Genomic DNA, 15,030 nt, shown 5'->3' with positions numbered 1-15,030 from the left:
TATATGGTCTACTCCAGCTTCCCTCTGCCAAGCACAGTCATCGATTCGATGCCATGCTCATCTTCTACATAAACCGCATTATGCAAATTCACCGTGCTGCAAATATGATTAGGTACAATCTCGATTATATCCCCAATTTGCAATTGATGCGGGGTATTCATTCGAATCATGCCATGTTCTTCATTCATTCGTTCGAGTACCGCTTCTGGATAGCCAATCACTTCACCAAATCCACGCAAGTTCAGTGGCGCCTGATTAGGCTGCACATCCGTAGCAAATGTTTTGCTTCCTCCGTCTACTACGACAAGCTCTGGCGAAATGCTGACAACCGTCACAACAACCCTGGCTGCACAATCTTGAAGCGTACTTACGCCTAACTTCGTTTGCATACGATCATAGAAAATATAAGTGCCCGGCCGAATTTCAGTGATTCCCTTCACCTTAGCAACCGAAGCTGCACTTGGGGATGAACCGACACTCACATGTTCAATCGGAATACCATTAGTCCGCAGCTCTTCAGCAACAGCAACCATCAGCCTGCCTTCCTCTTCGCCTGCTGCTTCCAGATCAAGCGTTGACTGACCCTGATACATTGCGCCCTTATAGGTAAAAACCCCATTCAAGTTAAGCCCAGGCAGAGCTTGAATCGACTTCGACAAGGATAAGGCATCCTCAGGGACAACACCTGTACGTTTTAACCCAGTATCGATTTCAAGACGAATATCTAGTAGGACACCTGCTTCTTCAGCAGCAGCAGACAACTGCCTTGCGCCAACCAAGCTATCTACACCAACACTCATTTTAACTAGACGAGCCAGTTTAATGACTCTAGCAATCTTGGAAGGTACCACGATCGGATATGCGATAAAAATATCCTTAACACCATGCTCGGCCATGACTTCAGCTTCCGCAATCTTGGCCACCGTTACGCCAACTGCTCCTGCTGCAATTTGCTCAAGCGCAAAAGCTGGTATCTTATGTGTCTTGACATGAGGACGAAGTTCAACCCTATTCTGGCGAGCAATCTCTGCCATCCGCTTGATGTTCTGTCTCATAACAGTCCGATTAATAACGATTGCTGGCGTTTCAATATTCATCTGATCACCTCTATCATTTCATTATAGTAAGCCGATTGCTAGGAACGTGTCTGACAAAATCATGATTAATGGGTGACAAAATTCAGTTGTATCCTAATTGATCTAATCTTCAGTAAATTCAACACCTATACTATACCATGACTTGCGAACAGCTGACAGATCTATACTTCACAAAAAAAGTGCCGCCTAATTGGGCAGCACTCTAAGCTCATGCAGTTGTTTTAAGTTGCGCGTCTAAATCGACCAATAACCTGTGAAGTGTCCACCACATTAATGAAGGCCGCTGGATCAACGTCAAGTACCCTATTACGAAGCGCAGGCAGTTCATAACGTGTCGTAACCGTCATCAACATGTAATTATCTTGATGGTTGTAACATCCGTGCGTCTTGATCATAGTTAAGCCATGCGGCAGCGTAACAAGCGCATCCGTTAATTCATCCTTCTTCTTAGTGATAATGAATGCAGTAACCTTCATATGTCTAACATGAATTAAGTCAACAACCTTGCCTTTAATGTAAATCGAAACCAGCGAATATAAAGCAACATCCCAATTGTCCATGAAAGCTAGAATAATAACAATTGTTGAATTCATCACCATCATAACTTGGCCAAGAGGAAAATCATTGCTCTTCGTTACGATCGCTCCAATAATGTCAAAACCGCCTGTTGAGCCATTGTATTTAAACGAATAGCCAATTGCAATGGCAACAAGTATACCACCGAACACCCCTGCCATAAGAGGATCCTTGGTAATCTGCAAATCCGGTAGCAACTCAAGCGCAATCGTAGTAACAACGACGGATACCACGCTATAGAGCACAAATCGTTTGCCTAGTTTTATGTAACCCCATATTAGAATGGGCAAATTGATGGCAAAATACATGAAGGATAAATTAACGACCGAAAAATAACTGATAATCAGCGATACCCCTGCAGCCCCGCCACTTAATAGATGATGTGGCTGTAAGAACCACTTTATTCCGATTGCCATCAGTAAAGCACTCGCAAATACTACAGCAACTTCTTTCGCTGTCGTTGCTAAACTATTTTTATGATTCTGTACCTCGGGTTGGTTGGACATGATAAACTCCTTCATGAATTCTTGCAGAAACCTATTGATAACATTTTAATTATAGTGTTTTCTATAGAATGGTCTATAACTATCATCACTATTCCATATTTTTCTTATCGAAACTTGTAGAATCCAGCTCGTACAAAATAGTACTTCATTACCTTCCATAAACACCCAATTTAGGATAGTATTTATAGTACATCTTGTAAAATGGTGGACGGCTCTTCTAGAAAGGAGGAAGCTGTTTATGGATGTATTTCAGGCGCTTTCAATTATGTTCGCATTTGGGTTGTTCATCCTGACCTTGTTGTCCTACATTGAGAAGAAGAAATAATCCAATTGATCTAGTTGTGGTTTCGAAACCATACTGGAATACAATAATCCACCATTACAAGATGAGACAGATCGATAAGATCTGGTCTAGAGACCATTGACTCTACTAGACACGGACAATCTCCACCCCATCCAAATAAATCATCGTTTATAAGCCTTTACTTCATCTCTTCATGATGTCAAGTAGAGTCTTTTTTTGTGGCTCAACACTAAAATAAGCTTGGCACCTGCGTAGTGACGCTGCGAGGACGGATCATTCTTACGATCGCTGTTGTCACCAAATTTCCTGATTAGATTTGCTATTTGAGGGTAGAAATTCGGTGACAAAGGCGACCGCTATCGCTTCTCCAGAACGATTCCGTCCTCTCCGCTGCTTTCGCTTTTTGGCAAGCACTGATTATTGTTTTGAGCTATTGTATTTTATAAAGAAATAACGCCATTCGAACGGATCAAGATCCGATTGAATGACGTTCATTGTTCTGTAATCAAGAATTAATTTTCACAGGAGAGATAGGAACGTTTTTATTCTCCAACACAATAACAGAACCAGCTTTAGACTTTTCACAGCTTCTCGTATGATTGACGAGCTGATTAATGTTTTGACAGCTCTGCTTTGCACCTAACACCAATAACGGGATACCAATAAAATTGAGTTTTAATCTTCTGGAAAGAAGTCCTCCAAGTGTCATTGCCAATGGGACGGTATGTGAAGTGTTAGAATATACGATGGTTTCATTCGTCTGATATCTATCCTGGATTAATAAGCTCAAATTTTTTAGAGCTGGTACTACGACCTTTGATGACCCTTTTCCTACTGTGTAAACAGGATTACCCTTGTCATCTACCCCATGAAAGATGAGTTTGCCCATATCAGATGTCTGCAGCTTATTGAAATAGTCAACCCTCAAAATCTCATCTTTTGTGAGTTTTCGATTAACAGGCAATTTATTTAAATGATAAGCAGCCGCCAATGCCGTGCTATGTGTTCCGCCATAATCATTATATATGTAAATCATAGAATCATCCTTTATATTTATCCTGATGTTATCATTACCACTTTGCATATTGTTATTCCCAACCAAAAAACAGATTGTACGAGTAATCGCTACAATCCGTTTAAGTATACCTTAAGAATCGCACCCGTCTGTAAGGATGGTGTAACCGTTTTTTCCTTATGCTTGCAGTTTTTCGTTCATAAAATGACCTGTATTGATTTTCTGTTCTAATTCGGTGCAGAAACCCTCAAATAGGGATTCAGTTGAAATATCTTCAAAAATAAAACGATTCGTTAAAAACTCATACCAAATTCGATCAAACGTATTAGAAGCATCGCAAGCGCTGCCAACTGCAACAACACGGTTCCACAATTTTATCTTGAACGCTTCCAGTTCAGAGCTTCGGTCCAAGTTAGCATTTTCTTTCATGCCACATGATCGTCATTTGCTATAGGTTCCCCAACTGTTTGATCTCTTTCATCCATCATTTTTTTGAAGTGCTGAGCTCTTTCCATGTGATGTGCTTTCAATTGTTCATGATAATGATACATCTTCATATGCCAATCATACATTTGCTTCCAATACAACTGTTGGTCATGCGTATACATTGGCATTGCATAATGCGTAAACGAATTCATCCTTTTATCATGCCTCCTTGTTATCACTGACCTAAAGAACTTACAACATCAGTCTATGGAGAGGTACCTATTGATAACACGGCAATTACCTATTTATAAGGGCCTAATTAATGGTCGTATATATCACAGCAACTACTGATTAATATAGAACATTACTAGTAACCATTAATGTTATTTATTACAGTACCTACTATATTCCATAGTATATGAAGGATAATAGAAGGTACTAATGAACCTGAGAAATGAAATACCAATCCTAATGTAATCCCCATTAATAGTCCTACTATAGGGAAATCAACATGGAGCAATCCGAACACTAATGATGAAACAGCTAGTCCGACCCAAAAACGATACTTTAATTCTAGAAAACGACTTAATAAACCACGAAACAATATTTCCTCTTTAATTGGAGTAATTACCCCAACTGAGATATACATTATTACGTACGCAAACCAACTCTGAAATTGGCTACCATTTATCCTAAGTTGTTGAGCTTGATTTGATGCATCACCTAGATGTAAGTAATCAATAAATATGAATTGTATTGCCCATAGTACTATGTATCCGACTAAGATAATTCCATATGTTTTCTTTACTCGCAAGACTGTAAAATCCAAACTCTGAGTAACAAACCGTAAAATTGGTTTGTATTTTTTAAGTATAAATAGAACTAAAAATGCATCAAGTATCAAAAAATTAGAGTCGTTTAGTAAAAAAAGAAGATCTTTACCAGTAAATACTTTGATGACTACAAATGAAATAATCACTATAATACAAGCGCCAATTATTATGCCTACATACAAGAGAAGAAAAAACAATAATTGCTTCCAACTTAAGTTACTATTTATTTCGTTGCAATTTTCTGAATTTTTATCTGTAATTGATGTTGCATTTTGAATAAAAATTCCTCCTTGTTCTTTGTTAAATGCTCCCATGACCATCGCGATGAATTCTGTAAGAAGGAATTATTTTAGATAGTCGCTAGCTACTTCAACATTAAAAAGTCCACTATCTTTTAAAAACTGTAAAAGTAAATAAAGATGTCCTGCACCATACAAAACAAAAATCCGTTCTTCTTTTGAAGAGATTAAATTAACCAAGTTTTTGTATATTAGCAGATTACGATAGTACCAATACTTCGCTGTCCATATCGCACCAATTGGGTTACTCTCGCTACCCACCAAGGCCAGTTTCATATAAAACTCTTGACCTTTTGTGATATTTTCCTTTTCATTATACCAAAGTAAATATTCTTTTATGGAGTGGTGTAGATAATATTCTTTAGCTTGAGATATAATTTCATGTCCTATTTTTAAAGCCTCATCGTATGCATCAGATTGATTATTTTCTGCAAGTTGCCCTATATCAGGAACGTCGTCCAAGTTATCGTTCCAATCTACTGCATAAATTTTATCAAGATTGCATTCCTTTGCTAACCGATATCCAATTTGATGGATTTCATTTGACGACAGCGAAAAATCCCCTTTTTGATAGGAATTATAGTTTTGATTTACTTTCTCTTCATACTTAGGTAAAACTTCCAGCGCTACTTTTGTTGGCTCAAACTTTTTTAAATAGTTAACTACCTCATTCATTTCATTTTGTCTCTTATCCGATAGTACATCTTCGGTTTCTGTCATTAACAAATCACCGTTAACCTGATTAGAAAAATGGTCTGTCCCAAAAACTAATATAGTCGGTTTAATAATAATCTGCCTCCCCTTTATGGAAACCTAACTCAGTGAATCAAGCTGTTCTATTGATGGATAAGTTCCTCTAAACCACCCTTCTATTTGTTTGATATCGTCTGTGGAAAATTGATATGCAGAAAAATAAGCTCTAGAAATTGGACAGCCTTCAAAACTAATAATAGTCTTTGTAATCAATTCTTCAATTCCGTCATTATTGTAATCGTAGAAGGTAAAAGCGGGATTAATCACAAAGAATAATTCTGGTAACGACTGCGCTCCATCTTGATGAAACTTCACATAATCTAACCATAACTCTGTTTCTTCATCACTTAAAATGATTCTTCTCAAATCCTGACCCATAGAGATTTCTAGTGTTTGGCTTTCTTCTGTAAAACTATTTACGGCAAACTTATGATGTAAAATATCGTCAGAGGACCATATCTTTTTAATCTGATCATCCTTATATTCAAAACAATTAATCCAAGATGTAGAGCCGTACTTATTAGTGAATGCGTATGTTGAACCAACCATAATTTTATTTCCATTTGTAGATAATTGGAATGTATATTCATCACTAGGCTGCGGATTAAAGATTTGCTCTTCGCTAACATCATTTAAAATTGGAATATTCGAATTATTGATCTGAAGAATAACTTCATTAAGATTTTTGTCATAAACCAACATAACTTTATAACTTTGACCTTCATTTTCAAGTATTATTTTTTGGGATTGCTCAGGGGAATACAATTTATCACAACCACTTAAAATCAAAATTAGACAGATCATAACAGGAACAATCTTCAATAAGATCACACTCCAAGAATTATAAAGTCAGAGCATAATGAAATATATCCTAAGTTTAACTAACAACCAAGCATTTGTCACGAAATCGTTCCAATAAAACAATGTCGAGTTGAAATTCAAAATTGGACATAAAAATACCACTCCTTTATCGGTTTTGAAGAAACCAATAAATAAGTGGTATTAGTTGGTTTGCTATTCAGAGTTTCTAAAACCCAAAAACCCTTCTGCTAAGACACCTTATGCTCAATCCTCAATTTATCCGCAACCATCGCGATGAACTCGCTATTCGTCGGCTTCGACTTCGAAATATTAATCGTATAGCCGAAGATATAGGAAATGCTGTCGATGTTGCCGCGCGTCCATGCGACTTCGATGGCATGGCGGATAGCGCGTTCTACGCGGCTAGGCGTTGTTTTGAAGCGCTCTGCAATTGCAGGGTAAAGCGTCTTGGTAATCGCACCAAGAATCTCGATGTTGTTGTACACCATCGTGATCGCTTCACGCAAGTATTGATAGCCTTTAATATGTGCTGGTACGCCGATTTCATGAATGATTGATGTAATATTAGCATCTAAATTCTTGGTCTTCGGCATTTGAACGACGTTCGCTCTTGCAGCTGCGGCAGCGCTCATTGCAGAATTCGATGAGACAACTGTTGAGTTGGACACGAGCTGACGAATACGATTCGTGAGAACGCCCATTTCAAATGGCTTCAGTATGTAATAAGATGCTCCTAATTGTACCGCTTTTTGTGTAATCGTTTCTTGTCCGAATGCTGTCAACATAATGATTTTAGGCTGTACAGGGAGGTTCATTTCACGGAGGCATTCCAATACACCTAACCCATCTAGGTGCGGCATGATGATATCTAAAATTAGAACGTCTGGCACTTCACGATGAGTTTCCATGTACTTCAGTACCTCGTTCCCATTGTAAGCGATACCGACCACTTCCATATCGTCTTGTTCTGTAATGAATTCAGACAGTAAGTGTGTAAATTCTCGATTATCATCCGCAAGTAATACATTAATTTTTCTCAAGTTCATAATCCTCCTTTGATCTCCCTAAAAAAGACACTGTAATTATTTTCCTAATTTGAAATATTCGACAATTAAAAGTGATTTCCTTCTGTCGAACGATTTTTCTTTCCTTTTTTTCTAGAATATTTTATAATTTAATATTTCGTTTCAATCTTCGTGTACCTTCGACAAAAATCTATTAATTTATGTATAACCAAGAAGAAACGGTCTCACCGTCCTTAAAGGCAAGGCGGGTGCGTTTCTCAAGGTATTACTTAGAATTTATGACACAAATATAATAAATTCTAGAATACGAACCAAAGGCTAACTCGCCTTTAGTCCGTTTCCATTCAACTTCTGCATGATACCGGAATCCTGCAGCATCCATTCAATGAAGCAGCCATAGCCTTGCTCAGGATTATTAATGAACACATGCGTCACGGCACCAATCATCTTGCCATTTTGTATAATAGGCGAGCCTGACATTCCCTGGACAATCCCACCTGTTTTCTCAAGCAGTCTCGGATCGGTGACTTTGATTACCATACCTTTAGTTGCAGGATGATCCTGTTTCGCTACATGAACAATTTGGATATCGAATTTCTCCACCTTTTTACCGCTTAGAACCGTATAGATTTGCGCAGGACCTTCTTTTACTTCTTCTGCAAATGCAACAGGAATAGCTTGTTTGGAGAAGCTATAGTCAGGAGGTGTTGTCATCTTGCCGAAGATCCCAAACGCTGTATTCTTCTCAATCGTTCCAAGGACTTTGCTATTCAAACTTGAATGCTTTTCCCCTGGTTCACCACTGCGGCTCTTGGCAATTGAAGTTACATTAGAATCTACAATTTGACCTTCGCCTACAACAATAGGTGTTTGTGTATCCATATCCGTAATAACATGTCCCAAAGCACCGTATACGCCATGCTCAGGATTATAGAAAGTTAAAGTTCCAATACCTGCAGCAGTATCGCGAATATACAGCCCTAGACGATGGAGTTTATCAACTGTATCATAAGCTGGATTGAGGGATATTTGCAAGGTCTGATTATTTCGTTGAATCGTTAAATCAAGCGGTTTACGACTTTCTCCAGCCTTCGTTACAAAATCGGATACTTGATTCACATCACGCATTTTGTGCCCATTAATATGGGTAATTAAATCGCCAACTTGAACTTTTGATTCTTCACCAGGTGATAATCGTTGATTTGGTCCTACGTTTACCAAGTGATGTCCTACAACAAGAATACCGGCTGATTTGATTTTAACACCAATCGTTTGACCCCCAGGTATTACTTTTAGATCTGGAACGACATTCACTTTAACCGTCTTTAGCGGTATGGCGCCAAATAATTTCAGCTTCATCTCTGTTTTGCCAAGACCTGACGGTATAATGGAGATTGGTTCATTAAGATTAACTTGGAATGAGTGCTTGGAGCTGCCATTCACTTTGACAATTGCGGGATCTTTGACAGTCAGCTTTGCCATCACAGGCATATCGAGCTTAATCTGCTTACCTTGTCCACTAAACATCCGGAGTTCATTAGGAAAAGAAGCAAAGCTTTGGAAGGGTGAGGAAAAAGCGGCTACACACAAAATACAAACAAGCAGTAAACCCACCAATCTTTTTCTTGAGCTTGCTTTCAAAGGTATCACACTCCTACGTCAAATGCGTACCTATAAGTTAACCCCTCACCCGATCTTTTATAACTGAAAAAAAGATGCCTAAGGCATCTTTATATTCTTGATTTCTTTTCATTTGCCAGAACAAGCATTTCATGAGAATGCTGCATGGTTGTTTCCGTAACAACAGCTCCGCCAAGCATTCTTGCCAGCTCTTCGATTCGATTGGAATCATCCAAATCCGTTACTTTGGTAAACGTACGTCCATCTTCAACATCCTTATGTATCGAATAATGAACATCAGCCATACTAGCTACTTGAGGCAAATGTGTGATGGAGAACACTTGGCAATACCTTGAGAGCTGAGACATTTTCTCCGCAATCGCCTGTGCCGCTCGTCCACTGACACCTGTGTCGACTTCGTCAAATACAAGTACAGGCACTCGATCAATTCGAGCAAATATGGTCTTCAGCGCAAGCATGATCCGTGACAATTCACCACCGGAAGCAATCTTGGCTAAGCTTCTAAGCGGCTCACCTGGATTCGGAGACATCATAAATTCAATTTGATCGATACCATCGCGTGAGAATTTATAATGCATCCCATCACAGTATATGCCTTCATCTTGATTTGTTTCTGCTTGTCCAATGTGAACCTTAAATACGGTTCTTTCCATATGAAGATCACGTAGCTCGGACTCGATCTCAGCAGCGAGACGAACAGCAATATCACGACGGCGTTCCGATAATTCAAGCGCAGCCTTAGCCAGAGTAACTTCTTCTTTAACAAGCTTGTTTTCTAACTCTTCAATTAAACTATCCTTATTCTCAATCGTGTTTAATTCGGCTTGAATTGTGCTCAAATATTGAAGAACATCAGGTACAGTTGCACCATATTTTTTACGTAGTGTTGATATGGTATCAAGTCGATCTTCGATTTGATCCAAGCGATTCGGATTAAACTCAATCGATTCACGATAATCCCGCAAGCCATAAGCAACATCTTCAAGCTGATAATACGCATTCTGCAGCTGCTCCTGCAGAGGCTGAAGAACAGAATTATCGAATTTCATAATTTCATTCAGACGGTTCAAAGCTTTACTAACGGACGTAATGCTTGCACCTGTACCGTACAACAGATCATAAGCATCAGATACACTTGTATGCAGCTTTTCGCTATTGGCAAGCTTGCTTCTTTCATCCGTCAGAGCTTCATCTTCGCCAACTTTAAGCTTAGCCGCGGAAATCTCATCAACTTGAAATCGATACAAATCCGTCATTTGCAGCGCCTGCATAGAATTATCTCTAAGCTCTAGAAGCTCCTTGCGAAGTTGTACATAGACATTGTAGGAAGCCGCGTATGCGTCTTTGGCAGGTTGAATCTCCTGTTCACCATAGGAGTCGAGCAAATGGATATGCTGCTCCGTATGAAGCAAGGACTGGTGCTCATGCTGACCGTGAATATTGACGAGGCATTCACCTACATCGCGAAGCATCGTAAGATTGACAATCTGACCGTTGATCCGAGCGGAGCTCTTGCCTTGGGCAGTAATTTCACGACGAATAATCAGCTTCTCATCAGCATGTCCTTTGATTCCCAAAGATTCGAGCACATTCCAAATCGGATGGGAGGAATCAATTTCGAAGGAAGCTTCTATTTCTGCTTTATCACTGCCATACCGAACAAGATCAGATGAACCGCGTGCACCGACAATTAGACTAAGTGCATCAATGATAATGGACTTACCAGCGCCAGTTTCCCCTGTAAGGACATGAAATCCTGTTTTGCAATGGATATGCACTTGTTCAATCACTGCTAAATTGCGAATCGACAACTCCGATAACATCTCGTAACTCCTCCCAAGCTTTCCGAAGGAAAGCAGTACTTAAGACAATAAGGCGGTGATTTGCTTCACCACATTATCGCTCTCCTTCTTCGTACGGCAAATAATCAGGATCGTATCATCCCCACAGATCGTCCCCATGATCTCGTCCCAGTCCATACCATCAAGCAGCACGCAAATCGTATTCGCTGTTCCTGGCAAGCATTTCATCACGACTAAATTCTCTGTTGAATCGATACTTGTAAAATGGTCTGTTAGCGCTCTCTTGAGCCGTTGTAAAGGGTTGTAACGTAAATCTGCCGGCATGGAATATTTATATCTGCCATCATCCAGCGGTACCTTGATCAGCTGCAACTCCTTAATATCTCGCGATACGGTTGCTTGTGTTACATTAAATCCTGCATTAAACAAAGACTCGACTAGCTCGTCCTGCGTTTCAATCTCGTTATTAGTAATAATTTCCCTGATCTTTACCTGACGTTGACCTTTCATTCTACACCTCAACATGGAACGAAATTTTCTTTATTTTTTGCTGATTCATATCTACATATAGAACTCCGGATGCATCAGGAAATAACAATTGATATGCCAAGAATGCATCGCGCAAACCGCTGCCTGTCATATCTAATGGTCTGCGTTCTCTTGCTAATTTAACCAAATACAGCTCTTCATTTTTTTGGACAAAAAAATCAATGAATAATCGGCTGTAGAGTGGCTCTTCTGCATCATTAATCGTGATATAGAGGGGAATTCTTGTCTTCGAAGACAACACGTCAAAACCTGCTCCTTCAAGCAGCTCAACCGCTTCATCTGAAGGAATATCGTCATGGATTGGAACGGGTAAATTTCGCTTAGGCTCATCAAGCCATCTGCGAAACCGAAGCGTGGCCCATGACACTGCAATACTAACGATAATAAGTAGGACTAAGACTTGGCTGTCGATGCTCAATCACCTCGCATCCATCATGAGGAAACAGCGTGACAAAGATTATTCTTTAGCTTAGGAGTCTTGCTTCCTATGACTAACTTATCTTTGCTTAATTCGCGGAATGAGCTGCAAAATCCTCTTTTTGAATGCGGGTGTTAGCCAGTTTTTGTATGTAGTCTAGCCCTGTAGTCGTCTTGATTGACTAACCACTTCTTCAATATAAGATGACAGATTGCCCGTCAACAAATTCGGGTGGTTAGGATCACAGGTCCAATAGGCAAGGAACTCAATATTTCCTTCCCCTCCTGTAATCGGTGAATAAGTCAAACCTACCAAGTATAATCCGATATCTGTTCCAAATTGCAAAATACGTGTAAGCACTTCTTCATGTACTTTCGGATCGCGCACAACGCCGGACTTGCCCACCTTCTCGCGACCTGCCTCGAATTGCGGCTTGATCAGCGCAACAATGCTGCCATTCTCGGGTAACAAAGCTTTAAGAGGCGGCAGGATCAAAGTTAGTGAGATGAATGAAACATCGATTGAAGCAAAAGACGGCGCCGGACCCTCTAAATCATCCATCGTCGTATAACGGAAGTTTGTGCGTTCCATCACATTCACCTGTGGATGATTGCGAAGTGACCAATCGAGTTGATTGTAACCAACATCAATCGCATACACATAGGAAGCACCATTTTGCAAGGCACAGTCTGTAAATCCCCCTGTTGACGCCCCAATATCCAGCATTACGCGATCTTTCATGTCAATATTGAATTCTCGCAAAGCTTTCTCCAATTTGAGTCCGCCTCTCGAGACATACGGATGCACTGCTCCTTTGACACGAATTGTCTTGGAACGCGCAATTTTGGTGCCGGGCTTATCGCTTGGCTCGTCATTAACAAAAACAAGACCAGCCATGATGGCGGCCTTGGCTTTTTCTCTGCTTTCATAATACCCTTGTTCAACCAAGAGTACGTCCAGTCTTTCTTTGGCATCAGACATCTATAATGATACGCTCCTATGCTCGTTGACTTAAACGAGGTGCCATTGCGTGAATGTTAGCCACTAGCTGTTCTGCCGTTAAACCAACTTCTTTGCGCTGTTCTTTGATCGAGCCATGCTCAACAAAGCAGTCTGGCACACCCATGTTCTTGATTTGTAAATTAAAAATGTTATTCGCAGAATAGAACTCATGTACAGCCGAACCAAATCCGCCCATCACACAAGCTTCTTCCATCGTAATAATCGGTTTGTTCTCTTTGGCAAACATCATCAGCATCTGCTCATCAAGAGGCTTGATGAACCTTGCATTCACAACACGAAGATAAATGCCTTCCTTCATCAGCATATTCGCCGCTTCCTCAGCAACCTGCACCATAGGACCGACGGCAAGCACTGTAGCATGATTGCCTTCCCGCACGATCTCCCATGATCCAATCGGAATTGGATGCATCTGCTCATCCATTTGAATGCCAGTTCCCGCAATGCGCGGATAACGTACCGCGATCGGTCCATCATCGTAGAGATGTGCTGTTTTCATCATATGCTGAAGCTCATTCTCATCCTTCGGCATCATGATCACGATGTTAGGCAAATGACGCATAAAAGCAATATCGAATACGCCATGATGCGTCTCACCGTCCGCTCCGACGAATCCTGCACGATCAATTGCAAAGAATACATTCAGCTTCGTACGGCAAATATCATGAACGATCTGATCATAAGCACGCTGCATGAAGGTGGAGTATACCGCAAATACAGGCTTCATTCCTTCACTTGCTAGCGCTGCGCACAAGGTTGCAGCATGCTGTTCCGCAATCCCCACATCGATCATCCGATCAGGGAAACGATCAGCAAACTTCAATAAGCCAGAACCACCAGGCATTGCTGGTGTAACAGCAACGATTCTAGAATCCTCTTCAGCTAGTTCGATGATGGCTTGACCGAATATATCCGTATACACAGGAGGTCCAACTGATTTAAGCACCTGACCTGATTCAATTTTGTAAGGTTGTGATACGCCATGCCATTTATGAGAGTCGGCTTCTGCCGGTTTATATCCCTTCCCTTTAACGGTTACAACATGAACAAGCACAGGTCCGTTTACCTTGTCTGCACCTTTCAGCGTCTCCATCAGCAGCGGAATATTGTGGCCATCGACAGGGCCGATATAATTGATGCCAAGCTCTTCAAACCATACGCCCGACACGAGCAAATATTTAAGAGAATCTTTAACACGCTCAGCCGTCTTCGCTAATTTGCCGCCAACACCAGGAATTTTCTTAAGCAGTGCTTCGATATCGTCCTTGGCACGTTGGTAGTAGCGATCTGAACGAATTTTGTTCAAATAATTATGGAGAGCGCCAACGTTAGGCGCAATCGACATTTCATTGTCATTGAGAATAATCATTAATTTCTTCTTCTCATGACCGATATGATTGATCGCTTCCAGCGCCATTCCACCAGTCATCGCGCCATCCCCGATAACGGCTACAACCCGATTGTTCTCGCCTTTGAGATCGCGAGCCATCGCCATTCCCATTGCAGCAGATAATGATGTGGAAGAGTGACCTGCTTCCCATACATCATGTTCGCTTTCGGAACGTTTGACGAAGCCGCATAAGCCTTTATACTGTCTTAACGTGTCAAATTGATCACGACGTCCGGTTAGAATCTTATGAACATACGCCTGATGACCAACGTCAAAAATAATTTTGTCACGAGGAGAATCCAAAAATGCATGCAAGGCGATTGTTAACTCAACAACACCAAGATTTGGAGCCAGATGACCACCAGTCACCGAAAGCTTCTGAATAAGAAAATGCCTTATCTCTTCTGAAAGAGCCTCTAGTTCATCATTTGACAGTCGCTTTAAGTCACTAGGCTGATTAATCTGCTTTAACAGCACGCCTATTCCCTCGCTTTCTGCTGTTCACTTAATAAATCAAATGAAATTCCATTTGTGTATTTGTCTAGATTTATTAC

Annotated in this window: 16 protein-coding genes; 1 reads left to right on the top strand and 15 read right to left on the bottom strand. The window is 40.5% G+C overall.

The window, feature by feature from the left end:
- Window positions 1–8 precede the first annotated feature (8 nt).
- Together E0485_RS10790 and E0485_RS10785 are read right to left on the bottom strand one after the other, a co-directional pair.
- Window positions 9–1,097, bottom strand: coding sequence for an alanine racemase (locus E0485_RS10790; protein ID WP_132418044.1), 1,089 nt, complete (start codon window positions 1,095–1,097; stop codon window positions 9–11).
- Between the two features lie 221 nt (window positions 1,098–1,318).
- Entirely contained in the window at window positions 1,319–2,179 is an 861-nt protein-coding gene (locus tag E0485_RS10785; RefSeq protein WP_132418043.1) for a YitT family protein, read from the bottom strand.
- Window positions 2,180–2,417: 238 nt separating this feature from the next.
- Between E0485_RS10785 and E0485_RS25505 the strand changes: the two genes are divergently transcribed.
- Window positions 2,418–2,504: a putative holin-like toxin gene (locus tag E0485_RS25505; RefSeq protein WP_268957552.1), complete on the top strand. Its 87-nt coding sequence runs from the start codon at window positions 2,418–2,420 to the stop codon at window positions 2,502–2,504.
- A 484-nt stretch (window positions 2,505–2,988) separates the two neighbouring features.
- Here E0485_RS25505 and E0485_RS10780 read toward each other — a convergent pair whose 3' ends face one another.
- From E0485_RS10780 to dxs, 13 genes are all read right to left on the bottom strand, one after another.
- Window positions 2,989–3,519, bottom strand: coding sequence for a DUF3189 family protein (locus E0485_RS10780; RefSeq protein WP_132418109.1), 531 nt, complete (start codon window positions 3,517–3,519; stop codon window positions 2,989–2,991).
- 156 nt (window positions 3,520–3,675) lie between these two features.
- A complete protein-coding gene (locus tag E0485_RS10775) occupies window positions 3,676–3,927 on the bottom strand; it encodes a hypothetical protein (RefSeq protein WP_132418042.1) in 252 nt (83 codons plus the stop codon).
- On the bottom strand, window positions 3,924–4,136 hold the full coding sequence (locus tag E0485_RS10770; RefSeq protein WP_132418041.1) for a hypothetical protein: 213 nt from the start codon (window positions 4,134–4,136) through the stop codon (window positions 3,924–3,926). Before E0485_RS10770 ends, E0485_RS10775 begins: the two co-directional genes overlap by 4 nt.
- A 155-nt stretch (window positions 4,137–4,291) precedes the next feature.
- Entirely contained in the window at window positions 4,292–5,077 is a 786-nt protein-coding gene (locus E0485_RS10765; protein ID WP_132418040.1) for a CPBP family intramembrane glutamic endopeptidase, read from the bottom strand.
- A 24-nt stretch (window positions 5,078–5,101) separates the two neighbouring features.
- Window positions 5,102–5,776 carry a DUF5694 domain-containing protein gene (locus E0485_RS10760; protein WP_132418039.1) on the bottom strand — a complete coding sequence of 225 codons (675 nt, stop codon included), beginning with the start codon at window positions 5,774–5,776 and terminating at the stop codon, window positions 5,102–5,104.
- Between the two features lie 93 nt (window positions 5,777–5,869).
- Window positions 5,870–6,631 carry a hypothetical protein gene (locus E0485_RS10755; protein ID WP_132418038.1) on the bottom strand — a complete coding sequence of 254 codons (762 nt, stop codon included), beginning with the start codon at window positions 6,629–6,631 and terminating at the stop codon, window positions 5,870–5,872.
- 227 nt (window positions 6,632–6,858) lie between these two features.
- The gene (gene spo0A, locus E0485_RS10750) at window positions 6,859–7,671 is read right to left on the bottom strand and encodes a sporulation transcription factor Spo0A (RefSeq protein ID WP_132418037.1); all 813 of its coding nucleotides are present in this window, start codon (window positions 7,669–7,671) and stop codon (window positions 6,859–6,861) included.
- Between the two features lie 303 nt (window positions 7,672–7,974).
- A complete protein-coding gene (spoIVB, locus tag E0485_RS10745) occupies window positions 7,975–9,297 on the bottom strand; it encodes a SpoIVB peptidase (RefSeq protein WP_132418036.1) in 1,323 nt (440 codons plus the stop codon).
- An 89-nt stretch (window positions 9,298–9,386) separates the two neighbouring features.
- On the bottom strand, window positions 9,387–11,120 hold the full coding sequence (recN, locus tag E0485_RS10740; RefSeq protein ID WP_132418035.1) for a DNA repair protein RecN: 1,734 nt from the start codon (window positions 11,118–11,120) through the stop codon (window positions 9,387–9,389).
- Window positions 11,121–11,159: 39 nt separating this feature from the next.
- Window positions 11,160–11,609, bottom strand: a complete 450-nt coding sequence (gene ahrC, locus E0485_RS10735; RefSeq protein ID WP_132418034.1) for a transcriptional regulator AhrC/ArgR — start codon at window positions 11,607–11,609, stop codon at window positions 11,160–11,162.
- Between the two features lies 1 nt (window position 11,610).
- Entirely contained in the window at window positions 11,611–12,066 is a 456-nt protein-coding gene (locus tag E0485_RS10730) for a hypothetical protein (protein WP_235857529.1), read from the bottom strand.
- Window positions 12,067–12,222: 156 nt separating this feature from the next.
- On the bottom strand, window positions 12,223–13,047 hold the full coding sequence (locus E0485_RS10725; RefSeq protein ID WP_132418033.1) for a TlyA family RNA methyltransferase: 825 nt from the start codon (window positions 13,045–13,047) through the stop codon (window positions 12,223–12,225).
- Between the two features lie 16 nt (window positions 13,048–13,063).
- Window positions 13,064–14,953, bottom strand: coding sequence for a 1-deoxy-D-xylulose-5-phosphate synthase (dxs, locus tag E0485_RS10720; RefSeq protein ID WP_132418032.1), 1,890 nt, complete (start codon window positions 14,951–14,953; stop codon window positions 13,064–13,066).
- Window positions 14,954–15,030: the final 77 nt, after the last annotated feature.

The sequence above is a fragment of the Paenibacillus albiflavus genome (genome assembly GCF_004344915.1).
Classification (GTDB): Bacteria; Bacillota; Bacilli; order Paenibacillales; family NBRC-103111; genus Paenibacillus_AM; species Paenibacillus_AM albiflavus.
This window is presented reverse-complemented; position numbering and strand designations above follow the sequence as displayed.